This window comes from Rhabdaerophilum sp. SD176, from assembly GCF_030143245.1.
Classification (GTDB): domain Bacteria; phylum Pseudomonadota; class Alphaproteobacteria; order Rhizobiales; family Beijerinckiaceae; genus Rhabdaerophilum.
On sequence record NZ_JARJNS010000006.1, the window covers coordinates 296,135 to 311,363 of the forward strand.

At 66.4% G+C, this 15,229-nt stretch carries 12 protein-coding genes; 9 read left to right on the top strand and 3 right to left on the bottom strand.

What is annotated here, in order from left to right; genetic code table 11:
• The first annotated feature begins 1 nt into the window (after window position 1).
• Complete coding sequence (locus P0652_RS15855; protein ID WP_284179834.1) at window positions 2-1,024, top strand: glycosyltransferase family 4 protein; 1,023 nt, start codon at window positions 2-4, stop codon at window positions 1,022-1,024.
• 5 nt (window positions 1,025-1,029) lie between these two features.
• Here P0652_RS15855 and P0652_RS15860 read toward each other — a convergent pair whose 3' ends face one another.
• Window positions 1,030-2,535 carry a SpoIIE family protein phosphatase gene (locus tag P0652_RS15860; protein ID WP_284179835.1) on the bottom strand — a complete coding sequence of 502 codons (1,506 nt, stop codon included), beginning with the start codon at window positions 2,533-2,535 and terminating at the stop codon, window positions 1,030-1,032.
• 14 nt (window positions 2,536-2,549) lie between these two features.
• Window positions 2,550-3,500, bottom strand: coding sequence for a glycosyltransferase family 2 protein (locus P0652_RS15865; RefSeq protein ID WP_284179836.1), 951 nt, complete (start codon window positions 3,498-3,500; stop codon window positions 2,550-2,552).
• A gap of 87 nt (window positions 3,501-3,587) precedes the next feature.
• Between P0652_RS15865 and P0652_RS15870 the strand changes: the two genes are divergently transcribed.
• The 8 genes from P0652_RS15870 to P0652_RS15905 all read left to right on the top strand — a co-directional run bounded on the left by P0652_RS15870 (window position 3,588) and on the right by P0652_RS15905 (window position 13,727).
• Window positions 3,588-4,760 (top strand): glycosyltransferase, encoded by a 1,173-nt coding sequence (locus P0652_RS15870; protein WP_284179837.1) that lies wholly within the window; start codon window positions 3,588-3,590, stop codon window positions 4,758-4,760.
• Window positions 4,757-6,157, top strand: a complete 1,401-nt coding sequence (locus P0652_RS15875; protein ID WP_284179838.1) for a lipopolysaccharide biosynthesis protein — start codon at window positions 4,757-4,759, stop codon at window positions 6,155-6,157. Before P0652_RS15870 ends, P0652_RS15875 begins: the two co-directional genes overlap by 4 nt.
• 1 nt (window position 6,158) lies before the next feature.
• Window positions 6,159-7,595, top strand: a complete 1,437-nt coding sequence (locus tag P0652_RS15880; protein WP_284179839.1) for an O-antigen ligase family protein — start codon at window positions 6,159-6,161, stop codon at window positions 7,593-7,595.
• A gap of 77 nt (window positions 7,596-7,672) precedes the next feature.
• Window positions 7,673-9,481: a glutamine--fructose-6-phosphate transaminase (isomerizing) gene (glmS, locus tag P0652_RS15885; protein WP_284179840.1), complete on the top strand. Its 1,809-nt coding sequence runs from the start codon at window positions 7,673-7,675 to the stop codon at window positions 9,479-9,481.
• Complete coding sequence (locus P0652_RS15890; protein ID WP_284179841.1) at window positions 9,478-10,206, top strand: acyltransferase; 729 nt, start codon at window positions 9,478-9,480, stop codon at window positions 10,204-10,206. The genes glmS and P0652_RS15890 overlap by 4 nt, the downstream gene beginning before the upstream one ends.
• Window positions 10,196-11,332 carry a glycosyltransferase gene (locus tag P0652_RS15895; protein WP_284179842.1) on the top strand — a complete coding sequence of 379 codons (1,137 nt, stop codon included), beginning with the start codon at window positions 10,196-10,198 and terminating at the stop codon, window positions 11,330-11,332. Before P0652_RS15890 ends, P0652_RS15895 begins: the two co-directional genes overlap by 11 nt.
• Window positions 11,333-11,514: 182 nt before the next feature.
• The gene (locus P0652_RS15900) at window positions 11,515-12,282 is read left to right on the top strand and encodes a hypothetical protein (RefSeq protein WP_284179843.1); all 768 of its coding nucleotides are present in this window, start codon (window positions 11,515-11,517) and stop codon (window positions 12,280-12,282) included.
• On the top strand, window positions 12,279-13,727 hold the full coding sequence (locus P0652_RS15905; RefSeq protein WP_284179844.1) for a GumC family protein: 1,449 nt from the start codon (window positions 12,279-12,281) through the stop codon (window positions 13,725-13,727). The genes P0652_RS15900 and P0652_RS15905 overlap by 4 nt, the downstream gene beginning before the upstream one ends.
• 3 nt (window positions 13,728-13,730) lie before the next feature.
• On the opposite strand, the gene P0652_RS15910 is transcribed toward P0652_RS15905, so the two are convergent.
• Window positions 13,731-15,164 (bottom strand): sigma-54-dependent transcriptional regulator, encoded by a 1,434-nt coding sequence (locus P0652_RS15910; RefSeq protein WP_284179845.1) that lies wholly within the window; start codon window positions 15,162-15,164, stop codon window positions 13,731-13,733.
• Window positions 15,165-15,229: the final 65 nt, after the last annotated feature.

Genomic DNA, 15,229 nt, shown 5'->3' on the forward strand with positions numbered 1-15,229 from the left:
CATGACCCGCATCCTGCTCTTTCTCGACAGTTCCGGCCTCGGCGGGATCGAATCCCATATCGCGACCCTGGCCGAGGCGCTGCCCGAGGCCGGTTTTCCGGCGGAAGTCGTGTTCTGGCGGCAATATCCCGGCAATGCGTTCGAGGATCGCCTTCGTGCGGCCGGATTGCCCTTCTCGAATCTGGGCGGGCGGATCGACCGCCTCCTCGGGCGGCTGCGCAGCCGCGAGCCCCTGCTGCTCCATAGCCATGGCTACAAGGCCGGGATTCTGGGCAGACTGGCGGCCCGGATCGTCCGGGTTCCGGTCGTTTCCACCTACCATTCCGGCGAGACCGGCCCGTTCCCCGTCAACCTGTATCAGGCGCTCGACGCCTGGACCGGCTGGATGGCGGAAGGCCTGTCTGTCTCCTCGGCCATCGCCAACCGCCTGCCTTTCCGAACCGCGATTGTGCCGAACTTCCTGCGCTTTCCTCCTCTGGAAGCCGCCAAGCGGCGCCAGCCGCAGATCGGCTTTGTCGGGCGGCTCTCGCCCGAGAAGGCGCCGGACCGCTTCATCGATCTCGCCTTGCGGATGAAGGGCGCGGCCAGTTTCCATGTCTTCGGCGATGGCGCCATGCGCGCCGAACTGACGGAACGGGCCGGATCCAGCGTGATCTGGCATGGGATGGTCCGCGACCCCGGTGCCATCTGGCCGGGGCTTGACCTGCTGGTTATCCCCTCGCGGGCGGAGGGATTGCCCATGGCGGCGCTGGAAGCGTTGGCACGGGGCATTCCGGTGGTCTCGACCCCGGTCGGCGCCATGGCCAGCGTGATCGGGAATGGCGCGGCGGGCTGGCTGGTCGGGCCGGGGTCCGAGGCACAGATCCTCAATGGCCTTTCACAGGGCGTTCAGGACTGGCTGGCCCTGCCGCCGGCTGAACGCGATGCCCTCCGCATCCGTGCCCATCGTCATGGCGAAACGGAATTCGGGCTGGAAAAGGGCCTCGCGCGGGTGCTGGAAGCCTATCGGCGGGCCGGGGCCTGACGCGGTCAGGCCGCGGCCTCCAGCATCACCAATGTCCAGTCATCTTCCGGTGCAAGCGAAAGCGTCGCGCGGATCTCGGCTTCAAGCCGGTCGCCGGCCGCTTCCAGCGGCTGGTCACGCACGGCAAGCATTGCCTCGGCGAGCCATGCCGGCACTTCACGACCGACCTGTTCCGACCGGGCGTCCAGACCGTCCGTCGGCAGATATAGGCGTTGCCCCGGCGCGAGCCGCACTTGTGCGACAGGGTATTCGACCTCCTCGAACAGGCCGAGGAAAGGCCCGTCCACCTCGACCATGGTGATGCCCTGGGCATCACCCATGAAGGGCCGAGGATGCCCGGCTGCCGACAGGGCAACGAGGCCATCCTCGTCGATATCCGCCACGACCAGCGAGAAGAAGGCCTCCGGGAGAAGCAGGTCTTTCGACATCGCCCGTGACAGGGCGGAGAGGAACATGTTGCAGGGAAGATGCGGCATGGCGCCATGGACGCCCGCCATCGCTGCGCGGAACCGCATCGCGGCGAGCTGCGCAGCCAAACCATGGCCCATGACATCGGCCAGAACAAGCCGGTGGCCGCCGGGCCGCCGGAACAGGCACAGGAAATCACCACGGCCGAACCCCGCCCGCGCATGCCGTGAAACGACCCGCAGGGGACCGATCCGCTCGGGCAGGTCATCGTGGCCTTCCCGGTCAATGGCCGCGCTGAAGAATCGGAACATGCGCGCATTGTTCCGGGCGTTCCGAGTCAGCATTGCGGCCACGGCATTCCGGAGCGCATCGGAACTGACCGGCTTGCTCAGGACCTGTTCGACACCGGCATTGAAGACCATCCGCAGCCGGTCCGGATCGCGCTCGCCCGTCAGCACGAGGACAGGCACGGGCGGGCGATCCGCCTTCCATTCCAGTGCATCGATCAGGGCGCTGCCGTCGTGACCCTCGAGGTGGAGGTCGGTGACGATGCCATCGATCGACTGGCTGGCGGCAATGCCGATCGCAGCATCGAAGCCCGGTGCCTTGAGGATGTCGTACTGGCCCTTGAGCATGGCGGCATAGGTTTCGAGCAGGATGGGGCTGTCCTCGACGATCAGGATGGTCGGCCTGTCCCCCGCGAGGCGCTTCGTTGCACGCAGGCGGTTCGGCAGGCCCGGCGTGTAGGACAACCCGTCGACCATGGACTGGATGATCGCGAGGCCACGGCCGCTTTCCGCGAAGAGATGGTCCTGCTTGACCAGCGAGCGGGCACAGGCCCCATCGAAATCATCGAAGCCGCCACCATCATCCTCGATATCGATCGACAGCGAGGCCCCGTGAAGGCTGAGCCGGACGGTCACCGTCTCGGGCGCCGGATCCGCGTGCAGGATCGTGTTGGCACCGATCTCCGACAGGGTCAGGAGAATCGCCTGCCGGACCGGATCGGCCGGGCATAACGTGTCCAGCCGGGCCGAGAGGTCCTTGCGGAGCGCGCTGAGGGCCAGCAGATCAGGCGGGATGGAGGCCTCGAACAGGATCATTGTTGCCTCGACCGTCAGATCCGCGCCGGGGACGGCTGGAGACCGCGCACCAGATCGGCAGCGGCAGCGCGCAATCCCGGACGGGAAGGTGTGGCACAGCAGGCCCGCAATTCGGCCATGGCAGCCGAGAGATGCCGCTCTTCCTTCCGCGCGATCTCGGCCCGGGCTCGGGCGAGGCGCGCATCGACCTTGCGCAGGGCTTGGCGGATCGCCTTGTCCTGGCGGCCGCGATAACGCCCGGCAATCGCCTCGATGGCGCCAAGCCGGTCCTGCAGGCGCGAGGTCAGGCTCCCCGGGCGCATAAGGTAATGGGTCATGATCATCGTGCTTGCCGCGACAGGGGCCATGGCAGCGAGGCGCAGCCAGAGATCCCAGTCTTCGGCCGAGGCGAGATCCGTTGCGAAGCCGTTCGCATTCTGCAACAGCGATTTGCGAACCGCGACAGTCGATGTCCCGACAAGGTTGTGCCCGAGCAGCATCGCCTCGGCCTCCTCGAGGGCGAAGAAATGCGTCGGCGGCTGGTTGCGGAAGCCCGGGCGCCAATAGTCGAAGCAGGTGCCGCGATCCTCGCCCGAGGGGCCGATATGGCGGTAATCGGTGAAGCTCATCCCGATTTCCGGGTTCCTTTCCAGATGCTCCATCTGCACGCGCAGTTTGCCGCGCAGCCAGACATCATCGGAATCGAGGAAGGCGATAATCGGGGCTGAAGCCTCTGAAATACCGAGGTTTCTGGCGCCCGCAGGCCCGAGGGATTCTGTATGCAGCACGCGAAGCTGCGGCAGTTCCCGGGCCATGGCCGACAGCCATTCGCGGGAGCCGTCGGTCGAGCCGTCATCGATGACGAGGATCTCGACGGCATCCAGCTGCTGGAGCCCGATCGAATGGATCGCGGCCGGAAGCGTATCGAGATTGTTGCGGTTCGGAATGATGACGCTGACGCGCGCATCGAAAAGGGGGCGGGACATCGCAAACTCCACTGCTTGGGGCGGGTCTCGGCCCGCATGGCATCTCCCTTGCTGATTTCGTGCCGCAACCGAATGTCCGGAGTTCCCATGAAGCGCCTCGCCTATGTCCTCGCCGAGTTTCCTGTCCTGTCGGAAACCTTTGTCGGAAACGAGATCCGCGCCATGCAGCGGCAGGGGCATTCCGTGCTCCCGCTGATCATGCGCCGCGGCGCAGGCATGGCCCAGCCGGAGGATGTCGGCCTCGCCGACCGGGCGACCTGCCTGAAAGACCTGCCGCGGGGAAACCGGGCTGTTTTCCCGCCCGCGCCACGGGCTCTTGCGCGCGGATTGCAGTTTGCCTTCCGGCAGAAGCGTCTGCCACGCGCCTCGCTCGTCTATCAGGGATGGCGGATCGCGCATTGGCTGCGCCGCGAGCGGATCGACCATGTCCATGCCCATTTTGCCGGAGGCGGCGCGGCCCATGCCATCCTTGGCGCGCGGCTGGCCGGGGTGAGCGTGTCCTTCGTCTGTCATGGCCATGACGTCTATGCGGAAGCCGAGGACCTGCCCGAGAAGCTCGCCGCTGCCGACCGGGTCATCGCCGTTTGCGGCGATCTCGCGGAGGATCTCCGGAAGGCCGAGCCGGCCTGCAACCTGCGGATCGTGCCCTGCGGCATCGATCCGGAGCGCTATGCCTGGCGGCCGAAGGCGAAATCCAACGGGCGGCTGCTCTTTGTCGGCCGGCTGGTGCCACAGAAGGGGCTCGACGATCTCTTCGCTGCCCTTGCCATGCTTCCTCCCGAAAGGCGGCCCGGGCTGGACCTTGTCGGCGACGGTCCCTTGCGGCAGCACCTCGAGGCCGAGGCAGGCCAACTCGGCAGCGGCCCGGATGCGATCCGCTTCCTCGGCGCGCAGACGGCCAGCTGGTATGCCGGAAACGGACCGGATTATCTCGCGCTTGTCGCGCCGTTCAAGACGGCACCCGATGGCGCGCGCGATACCGGGCCGCTCGTGGTCAAGGAGGCGATGGCCTTGGGCCTGCCGGTCATTTCCACCGCCTATATGGGTGTGAAGGAAATGATCCTGCCGGAGATGGGGACGCTCGTCCCCCCCGGCGATGTCAGCGCCCTTGCCGAGGCCATCCTCCGGATCGCGCAGCAAGGGGAAACGGCCCGGATGGCCCAGCTCCAGTTGGCTCGGCAGCATGTGGTGCGGGCCTTCTCGCTGGACCAATGCGCCGCCCGGCTCTCGGCCACCTTCGAGACACTGGACCTGCCATGACATCCCCGATCTCCGCCGTCCTGCTCTATGCCGTCAGCGTTGCCTTCGGCAAAGGCCTGGTGCTGTTCACGCTGCCCTTCCTGACGCGGACCCTCCCGCCGGAGGATTTCATCCGCCTCGACATGGCGGCTGCCCTGATCGAACCGATCGGGCTGATCGGCTGCCTGGCCATTGCCGACACCCTGTTCCGTTTCGCGGCAGGCAGTGCCGAGGAACGGGCGCGGCTGGCCCGCATGCTGGCTGGCCTTGCCGCCGCGCTCGGCCTGCCGCTGGCCCTCTTCTGCCAGATCGTGATCGTGCCAATCGTGGCGCCATGGCCGAACATGCCGGGCGAGACCGCCCTGCGGCTCGCCCTGCTTTCGGCCTGTCTCGGCGCTTTCATCGAACTGCCCCTCGCCTATTGGCGGCTGATGGGGCAGCCGATGCGCTTCACCGCCTTCGTGGTCGGACGGTCGCTGGCGCAGGCCGCGTTGCTGATCGGCGGGCTGCATGCCGGGTTCGGCGTCGATGGCGTATTGATCGGCAATGCCGTGATTGACGGCCTCGTCATCTTGCTGCTCTGGCGGCTGATGCCCGGCCGGGGCCTGCCCCGGTTCGAGATCGCCCTCCTGCCGGCGCAGCTGCGCTATGCCGGACCTGTGATCGGCGGCGGGCTCGCCATGTTCGCGCTGGGCTCGCTGGACCGCTGGTTCCTGGCCGGTGCGGTCCAGCCGGCTGCCCTCGCGCATTACGCCCTCGCGACCAAGCTTGCGATGGCGCTGGCGCTTGCGATCCAGCCCTTCGGATTGTGGTGGTATCCGCGCCGTTTCGCCATACTGGCCGGCCCGGAAGGCCCTGCCGAAACCGCCCGGTTCTGGCTGGTCGGGCTCGCGCTGCTCTGCCTCGGCGCGCTCGCCGTCACCGGGGCAGCCCGCCTTTTCGTGCTGGGGCTGTTCCCTCCGGCCTATCACGGCGCAATGGTCTTCCTGCCATGGCTCATCCTGCTGATCCTGCTCAATGAGCTCGCTTCGCTCTCGAACGGTCCCGCCTATGCGCGGGCGGCGGGCTGGCGGGTGCTCGCGGTGAACATGGCCGCAGCTCTGGTTGCCACCCTGCTCTATGCGGTGCTGATCCCGCGATTGGGGCTGGCCGGAGCGATCCTCGCCACAGCGGCGGGGCAGAGCTGCCGGCTCGTCCTGTTCTGGTCGGATCGCGGAACGGCCGGCTGCATCCCCTACCCTTTGCCACTTGGCCTGGCGATGATCGCCGCCACTTTGGTTTCGATGGTGATGCTGGCCGATGGCGCAAACCATGACTGGGCGTGGCCGCTGGTGACCCTGGCCCTCCTTGGCCTCGTTCTCGCCCGCGCGGTGCTGCCGATGCGGGGAAGCCCGTTGCTCCCGGCGGGGCGAGGCTAGGATGCGTCCGGTCTCACATCGCATTCCCGTCGAGGGACGTCAGGACAGTTCGGCCTTCGCCCTGGCCATCTGCCTGCTGGTCTTCGTCATCGGCACGGCGAGCGGCTTCCCGCTCGGCGTGGCCCTTGTGGCGACGGCCATCGGGCTGGCGCCCTTCGCCATCCGCTTCTGCATGGGCCATCCATTCCTGCTCTGCCTCGGCTTCGTCGCCTTCTCCTTCTTCAGGCTGCACGAGGTGTTTCCAGTATTGCTGCCGCTGCGGATCCCGCAGTTGCTCGCCATCCCGACCCTCGGGGTCATCGCGTGGCATGCCCTGGGCTCCAAGGCACTGAAGCCGTTCCTCTCGCGCGAACTGGTCTGGTTCGGCGCCTTTTTTCTGCTGGTCACGATCGGCGTACCCTTCGCCACCGACCGCCCGACGGCGATCGCCTACTGGACCGCGACCTATGTCAAGATCGGCATCATGACGCTCGCCATCGCCTGGCTTGTGCGCAAGCCGGGGGATTTCCTGCTTTTCATGCGGGTGATGGTGCTGGCGGGTGTGGCCGTAGCAGCGGTGGCCCTGCAGAACAAGGCGCAGGGGATCGGGCTTGTCGAAGGAACGCGCGTCACGATCGGGCGCGATATCGGCTCCGTCCTCGGCGATCCGAACGATCTCTCGCTGGTGCTGCTCTTTCCGCTCAGCTTTGCCGTCGGCATGACTGTTTCGCCAACCGGGCGCCTCGACCGGACTATCGGTCTCCTCGGGTCTGCGGCCATCATCGCCGCCATCATCGCCACGCAGAGCCGGGGCGGCCTGCTCGGCATGGTGGCGGTTTTCGGGACGGTGGGCTGGCGCCTGGTGAAGAACAAGATGTTGCTGGTCACGATCGGGCTGATCGGGCTGGCGATCCTGTTTGCGGCCGCCGGCATTTCCTCGCGTGCCTCTGGCGGCGCGCATGAAGAGGGGATCGACGAGAGTGCGATGGGCCGGATCTACGCCTGGGAAGCCGCGATCAAGATGGCCACGCAGCGGCCGCTGACCGGTGTCGGGCTCGACAATTTCGTTCCCAATTATTTCTTCTATTCGGACCATTGGGACGGCATGAACCATGCGGTGCACTCGACCTGGTTCGGCGTGCTCGGCGAAACCGGCCTGCCCGGCCTGATCGTCTTCGTGACCATGATCGCCGTCACGGCGCGCAGCCTGCTCCGCACCCTGCCCCGTATCGCGCCGGGCCCGGAGACAGCTCCTGTACGGGCCGCAGGGTTGGGCCTGCTCTCGGGCGTTGCCGGGTTCTGCCTTTCCGGCACCTTCCTGACGCAGGGCTTTACCTGGCCGGTCTATGTGCTTGTCGCATTGAGCGCAGCCCTGTCGCGTTCTGCGAATCCGGTTCGGGATTTGCAAATCCGCATTCTCGCGACTCCGATAAAAAATCATTCAAAATCTGATACTTAATCAATCAAGCCGTCTGGCAAGCGCCATGCAGGCTCTCCGGCAGGCCCCTCGGGGTGTCACAAATGCTGGAGAAAGCCATGTGCGGGATTTTTGCTCGAATTGCCAATGAACCGGTGGCCCCGGCCCTGATCGAAGGGCTGAGGCGCCTTGAATATCGCGGATACGATTCAGCCGGCATTGCCACGATCGAGCAGGGCGGGATCGAGCGCCGTTGCGCTGTCGGCAAGGTCGATGCGCTGGAGGCCGTTGTCCGTTCGGGCCCGCCGGCCGGGACAGTCGGCATCGCCCATACCCGCTGGGCCACCCATGGCTCGCCGAGCGAGCGCAATGCCCATCCGCATATCGCGCCGGGCCTTGCAATCGCCCATAACGGCATCATCGAGAACCACCGTGAGTTGCGTCATGCCCTCAGCGATCGCGGCGCGCGGTTCCGCTCCGAGACCGACAGCGAAGTCATCCCCTGGCTGATGCACCAGCATATGGCTGGCGGGGCGAGCGCAAAGGATGCGATGCACCGGGTCGGCGAGGAATTGCACGGCGCCTTTGCGATCGCCGCAATTTCCGAAAACGAACCGGATGTCCTGCGTGCCTACCGCCGCGGTTCGCCGCTGGCCGTCGGCTTCGGCAAGGGCGGCGGCGTGCTCGCTTCGGATCCGCAGGCCCTGGCAGGTTATGCCAGCGAGGCGATGATCCTCGAGGACGGGGACAGCGCCGAGATCACCCGTGACGGCGTCGCGCTGTTCAACCGGGCCGGTGAACGTGTCCAGCGCCAGACCCTGGCGGTCGACCCGTCGGTTTTCGCCTGCGACGACAATCCCTATGCGCATCACATGCTGCGCGAGATCCACGAACAGCCGGACGTGATCGCCCGCATTCTCGGCCAGTATCGGGTGCCGTCCGATGTGCTTGCGATGGTTCCGGTGGATTTCCGCCGGGTCTCGCGGATCACGCTCGTGGCATGCGGGACGTCCTATTATGCGGCGGCGCTGGCCCGCCGCTGGTTCCAGGAATTTGCCCGGGTGCCGGCCGAAGTCGCCATCGCATCGGAATTCCGTTACGAGGCCTTCGCGCCGCCACTGCCGGGCGAGCTGGCCATCGTCATTTCCCAGTCCGGCGAGACCGCCGACACGATCGGGGCGATGGAAGTGATGCGGGCCCGGGGCATCCCGGTGATCGCGCTGGTCAACCAGATCGGCAGCACAATCGCCCGCGAGGCGGATGGCACGATCCCGCTGCTTGCCGGCCCGGAAATCGGGGTTGCCTCGACCAAGGCCTTCTCGGCCCAGCTGACCGTGCTTGCCATGCTGGCCCTCGCGGCCGGCCAGCGGCGCAACCAGCCCGGGATCGGGCAGTTCCATGCCCGCCTTCAGAAGCTCGGCGACATGGTCACCGCCGCCCTTCACAACGAGCCGGCCGTGATCGCGGTGGCCGAGCGCATCCACAATGCGCACAGCATGATCTATGTCGGGCGCGGCTCGCTGTTCCCGGTTGCAATGGAAGGTGCGCTGAAACTCAAGGAAATCAGCTATATCCATGCCGAGGGTTTTGCAGCCGGCGAGCTGAAGCACGGGCCGATCGCGCTGGTCGATCCGCAGACGCCGATCGTCGCGCTGGTCGCCTCGGGCTCGCTCTTCGAGAAGAGCGCGTCCAATGTCCGCGAGATTGCCGCCCGGAATGGCCGGATCGTGCTTGTGGGTGACCGTGCATCCCTGCTCTCGCTGTCGGATGTCTCGACGCATTCATTGACCGTGCCGCAGGGTTGCGAGCTGCTGCAGCCGATCGTCTCGACCGTGCCGCTGCAACTCCTGGCCTATCATGTCGCCCGGTTGCGCGGCCTCGATGTCGACCGGCCTCGCAACCTCGCCAAGTCGGTGACCGTGGAATGACCGACGCCCTTTCGCTCCGCCAATGGGTGAAGGCGCGGCGGCATCCGGTCGCGCGGCTCCTCCATGCCGGCTTCCACACCCTGCGGGCCAGCCGCCTCCCGGTTGTTCCGGGCCTCCATGCCGCGCTCTACCGGGCGCGGCTGGGCGGGCTCGGCCTCTGGCAGGCCATGCGGCGCATGCTCTGGGATACGCCGCTCTTCCTCTCGCAGACGCGCAACCCTCCCTCCCGCCTCTATCTCTATGGCGGGATCCCGCTGATCCTGGGCCCTCTCCGGCTCACCATCGGGGAGGATTGCCGGATCTCGGGCCAGGTGACGCTGACGGCCCGCCCGTCCTCGCGCGAGCCGATGCTGGTCGTGGGAAAGAACTGCGATATCGGCTGGCAGACCACGATTGCCGTGGGCACAAGGGTCGTGCTGGGCGATAATGTCCGCATTGCCGGCCGGGCCTTTCTCGCCGGCTATCCCGGGCACCCGCTCGACGCGGAAGCCCGCGCCCTCGGCCTGCCCGACCAGGATTCGCAATGCGGTGACATCATCCTCGAGCCGGATGTGTGGCTTGCCACCGGCGTCACGGTGAATGCGGGCGTCCGTATCGGGCGCGGGACGGTGGTCGCCGCCGGTTCTGTCGTCACGAAAGACCTTCCCCCTCGTGTCCTTGCCGGCGGCGTGCCGGCACGGGTGATCCGTTCCCTTGCAGATAAGGAGCCTGACCATGGCCCATGACCTAATTGTTTTCGGCGAGGATTGGGGTGCCCATCCGAGTTCCACGCAGCACCTTATCCGCGCCATGCTGCCCGAGCGGCGCATCATCTGGGTGAATTCACTGGGCCTCCGCGCACCGCGTTTCTCCGCGAAGGATGGCGCCCGGCTGCTCCGGAAATTCGGGAGCCTCGTCGCCTCGACCTTCAGCCTTTCCGAGCCTTCGCCCGATGATGGCCTGAGGAAGCCGGATGTCATCATCTCGCCGGCGGCCATTCCCCTGCCCGGCAATCCGGCAGCGGCGGCCGTCACCCGCCGCATGGTGGCCCGCCAGGTGCGCCAGGCCATGGCCCGGCTCGGCATGAAGCGACCGGTTGTCTGGTCGTCGCTGCCAACCTCGGAACCACTGGTCGGGGCCTTCGACGAGCGGGCGCTGGTCTTCTATGCGGGCGATGATTTCAGCGCGCTCGACGGTGTCGACCATGAGCCCGTGGTGGCGCTCGAACAGCGCCTCGTGGAAAAGGCGCAGCTCGTGCTTGCTGCCAGCCCGGAAATCGCCGGCCGGTTCCCGGAAAGCAAGACGATGATCGTACCCCATGGCGTCGATATCGACCTTTTCGCCCGGCCCCAGCCCCGCCCGGATGACCTTCCGGACGGTCGTTCCATTGTCGGGTTCTATGGTTCGCTGTCGGGCTGGATCGATGTCGAGTTGCTGATCAAGGCAGCCAAGGCCCTGCCGGCCGTGAATTTCGTCTTCATCGGCCCGGTCAATACCGATACGCAAGGGCTGGAGGCCATTCCGAACGTCTTCCTGCTCGGCCCCAAGCCGCATGACCAGCTGCCGGCCTATGTCCAGCATTTCCGTGTTGCGATGCTGCCCTTCCGGGACACGCCGCAGATCCGGGCGTGCAATCCGCTGAAGCTGCGCGAGTACCTTGCCTCGGGCGTCGCGATCGCTTCGACGGATTTTCCCGCGCTGGAACCCTATCGCAGCCTGATCCATGTCGGGACCACGCCTGCTTCCTTCGTTGAGGCGATCCGCGAAGCCCTGAAGGATGGCGGACGCAAGACATTGCGGCAGCGCGCTGTGGCCAACGAGACCTGGCAACGGCGAGCCGAGGATCTCGCGGCGGTGATCGATCTGCTCTGACATTGCAAATCGCGAGGCCGGCCTGTACCGGCCTCGCGATCCGGGCTTGCATTTCGCGAATTGAACGCTGCCATTCTTCCCCGTCACGTAGCGATTTCAATGCTTTACGACCCGAAAGAACAAAGCCGGGCTCTGGCATGAAACTTGGTGGTTCCATGACAAGACTTCGTCAGGAGTACCCCATGAAGATCCATCGCCTCACCCTCGGCCTTGCCCTGCTCCCTCTGATGGCGGGCTGTTCTGCCGTACTCCGCCCGGCCGGCGAGTTTCCGGCGCTTGCAGAGCCGATCGGGCAGCTGACCGCCCGGACCCAGGCCGCTGCACCGCCGGACGTGGCGCTGGAGCGTGCGCTTCAGGCCAAGGCCGCCGCCATGCTCGCCAAGCGCACACCCAGCCCTGCCGGATCACCCCTGCCCCAGCCGACGGCTCCCCTGCCGGTCGCCGGTGCACAGGCGGCGGCTCCACCCGCGGCGGCCAGACCCCCTGCTGCGCCCCTGCCGGGCGGAGCCGCCGGTCCTGCCCGCAAAGATGCCGTCTCGGCCATGCTGGCCCGGGCGCGTCAGATTTCGCCAAGCCCGGCGGCGAACCGGCCTGCCCTTGCCGAACCCCAGCCCGCGAAGATCCAGGCACGCCTCTCGGATCCGCTGCCGGCCAAAGCGGGCGCAGCGGCGACGATCATTTTCGCAACCGGCCGTGATGATCTCGATGGCGACGGCAACCGCGCGCTCGCCGAACTCTCGCGCCGGACGGGGTTGGAAAGCGGCAGGAAACTCGTGCTCACGGCCGGCCTGTCCGGCACTGCTCCTGCCTGGGAAAGGCTGCAGCTGGCGAGCCGGCGGCTGGAGGTCGTTGCCCGGCATGTTCCTCCGCCCCTCGCCGTGGACCGGCGTTTCGACCCGGCGCTTGATGGCAATGTGATCAAGGTGACGATCGCGGGAGAGGGATCGTGATCCGTACTCCTTTCGAGGTCCTCGCGCTGCTGCTGGCTGCTGGCTGGCGCCGGCGCTATCTCATCTGCGTGCCGATCGTGGTCATGCCATTCCTCGCGCTGGCGGGCGGCATGATTGCTCCCAAGCGCTACGAAGCCCGCACGACCCTGCTCGTGCAGGAGCCGGCCAAGCTCAATCCTTTCCTCAATGACCTCGCCGTCGGGACCAATGTGAAAGACCGCATGCCCGCGCTGTCGGCGCTGCTTCATTCCCAGCATGTCCTCGACAAGGTGCTGACCGATACCGGGCAGATCACAGAGTCGACCGCGCCCGCCGAGCGTCAGCACATGATCGCAACGCTTTCGGCGGCCATCTCCGTCAAGCTGACCGGATCGGACCTGATCGAGATCAAGATCAGCGGTCGCCGGCCTTCCGGGCTGCTGCAAAGCCTGACGGCTGTCACCAACCGCTTCATCGAGCGGCTGGTCTCGCCGGAACAGGGTGCGATTGTCGCGAGCCAGAACTTCCTCGAGATCCAGCTGGGCCAGCGGCGCGAAGCGCTTGCCAAGGCCGAACAGAATTTCGCGTCCTTCAAGGTCCGCAATGCCGACAAGCTGCCCGCTCTTTATGCCGCCAACGTCACCCGGCTCGGCCAGTTGCAGCAGAAGCTGCAGGAGCGCGAGATGGAGCTGGCCACGGCGCAGGCCGGGTTCGAGGATATCAGGGGCCGGATCGCCGGGGCCAATCCCGTGATCGGCAAACTCGAGGACGAGATCGTTCGCCTGACCAGCGAACTGACGTCGCTTCGTTCCCGCTACACCGACGAGCACAGCGAGGTTCAGGGGGCAGAACGTCGGCTCAGGCGGATGCAGGCCGAGCGTGTCGCCCTTCTCGACGCCAGTTCGGCCCTGAAATCGATGGATCTCGACCGGCTCTGGCATATCGCAGCCAACATGGCGAGCGGTGACGAAGGCAAGCCACCAACCACCTTGCTGATGTCGCAGTTGCAACGTCTGCAGGACGCCCAGGCGCGGCGGGTGACGATCGAGAATGACGTGCAGGAGTTGCGCCGGATGATCGCGGACCTGCAGAAAACAATCGGCACCTTCGCTCCGATCGAGCAGGAGCAGCAACATCTCGAGCGCGAGATCGCGGCCGCCCGGGACATGTATGACTCGTTGCTCAAGCGCAGCGAGATGGCCCGTGTCACCGGGGCGCTGGGGCGCTACGAGGCCCCGGAACGCATCAAGATCATCGATCCGCCCTCGGCACCGACAATCCCGGTCGGCCCGGGGCTGCTCATTTTCCTTCTGGCAGGGATTGTCGGCGGAATCGTGCTCGGGCTCGGGCTCGCAGCGATTACCGAATTCGCGGACCAGCGCCTGCGCTCGGAAGAGGACTTCACGCGGGAATCGGGCCTGCCGGTCCTTGGGCGCGTTCCGCCAAAGACAGCCGCGATCTGGTAGCGGTCAGGCCTCGCCGTTTTCCCAAGCCTGCAGCCGGCGATAAAGTGTCGATGGCGCGACGTCCAGCGCAGCTGCCGCTCGGGGCACCGAGCCGCCGCAACGTGCGATGGCCGCCTCGATGGTGCGGCGGATCGTGGTTTCGAGCGGCTCGATCGGACCGTCGGCAGCATCCGCAACCGGTGCTGTGGCGACCATGGCGGGCATGACCGGCGTGGCAACCGGGCCCGATGTCAACACCGTCATCGGGCGCGGCGCGGACCAGGAAGGCAGCACCTCGCGCGGAAGATCCGACAGCTCCACGCCCGGACCCTGGCTGAGCACCACGATGTTCCGGATCACATTCTGGAGCTGCCGGACATTGCCGGGCCACGAATAGTTCCGGAAGGCCAGTTCAACTTCCGGGCTGAAGCCGGTGAAGACCTTGCCATCTTCCCTGGCGAAGCGGGCGAGGAAATCGCGCGCGATGAGCAGGACGTCATCCTCGCGCTCACGCAGAGGCGGCAATTCGACCGGCACGACATGCAGCCGGTAGAACAGGTCCTCGCGGAAGCGTCCGGCGGCGACTTCGGCCTGCGGATCACGGTTCGTGGCGCAGACGATCCGTATATCCACCGGCCGGACCTGATCCTCGCCCACCCGCTGGACCGTCATGGTCTGCAGGAAGCGCAGCATCTTGGCCTGGAGCGAAAGGTCCATCTCGCAGATCTCGTCCAGGAAAAGGGTGCCGCCATTGGCCTGCAGGACCGCGCCCTTGCGATCCGCGATGGCGCCGGTAAAGGCGCCCTTGGCATGGCCGAAAATCTCGCTTTCCAGCATGTCGCGCGGGATGGCGGCACAGTTGATCGCGACGAACGGGGCTTTGGCGCGCCGGCTCAGCCGGTGGAGTGCATCGGCGCAGAGTTCCTTCCCGGTGCCGCTTTCCCCGGTCACGAAGACCGTTGCGTTGGACGAGGCGGCGCTCTGGATGATGCGGTAGGTCGCCTGCATCGGCAGCGAGCGGCCGATAAAGCTGGCGAAGCGCTCGCGATCGAAGGATTCCGAAATGGCGGCAATGGTATTGGCGAGGCTGCGCCGCTCATGCGCGTTCCGCACCGTCACGCGGAGGCGATCGGGCGAGAAGGGCTTCATGACGAAATCGAAAGCGCCCTGCCGCATCGCCTCGACGGCGAGCTGGACGGAGCCCTGCGCCGTCATCATCACCACTTCGACCGGCATCTGCCTCTGCCGGACATGCTGGAGGATCTCGAGGCCGTTGCGGTCCGGCAGATTTACATCGACGAGCAGGACGGTGGGCAGGAATCCCTCGAGCCGGGCCAGTGCCTCGTCCGCCCGGGTGACGAGTTCAACCTGATGGTCATCGCCCAGCAGCATGGCCTTGTAGGCCTCGCCGAGAGAGGTTGAATCCTCGACGATCAGGACCTTCGCATTTTTCGACAAGACCCGCCCTCTCCTCGCAATCACAGCCCTGTCTAGGACAAAAAGCTTGTGATTCCGTTGTCTGG

Excerpts from the sequence above, each read along its gene's own strand:
- P0652_RS15865 (WP_284179836.1), bottom strand. The coding sequence starts at position 3,500 with ATGTCCCGCCCCCTTTTCGATGCGCGCGTCAGCGTCATCATTCCGAAC.
- P0652_RS15855 (WP_284179834.1), top strand. The coding sequence starts at position 2 with ATGACCCGCATCCTGCTCTTTCTCGACAGTTCCGGCCTCGGCGGGATC.
- P0652_RS15870 (WP_284179837.1), top strand. The coding sequence starts at position 3,588 with ATGAAGCGCCTCGCCTATGTCCTCGCCGAGTTTCCTGTCCTGTCGGAA.
- P0652_RS15860 (WP_284179835.1), bottom strand. The coding sequence starts at position 2,535 with ATGATCCTGTTCGAGGCCTCCATCCCGCCTGATCTGCTGGCCCTCAGC.
- P0652_RS15895 (WP_284179842.1), top strand. The coding sequence starts at position 10,196 with ATGGCCCATGACCTAATTGTTTTCGGCGAGGATTGGGGTGCCCATCCG.
- P0652_RS15890 (WP_284179841.1), top strand. The coding sequence starts at position 9,478 with ATGACCGACGCCCTTTCGCTCCGCCAATGGGTGAAGGCGCGGCGGCAT.
- glmS (WP_284179840.1), top strand. The coding sequence starts at position 7,673 with ATGTGCGGGATTTTTGCTCGAATTGCCAATGAACCGGTGGCCCCGGCC.
- P0652_RS15900 (WP_284179843.1), top strand. The coding sequence starts at position 11,515 with ATGAAGATCCATCGCCTCACCCTCGGCCTTGCCCTGCTCCCTCTGATG.
- P0652_RS15875 (WP_284179838.1), top strand. The coding sequence starts at position 4,757 with ATGACATCCCCGATCTCCGCCGTCCTGCTCTATGCCGTCAGCGTTGCC.
- P0652_RS15880 (WP_284179839.1), top strand. The coding sequence starts at position 6,159 with ATGCGTCCGGTCTCACATCGCATTCCCGTCGAGGGACGTCAGGACAGT.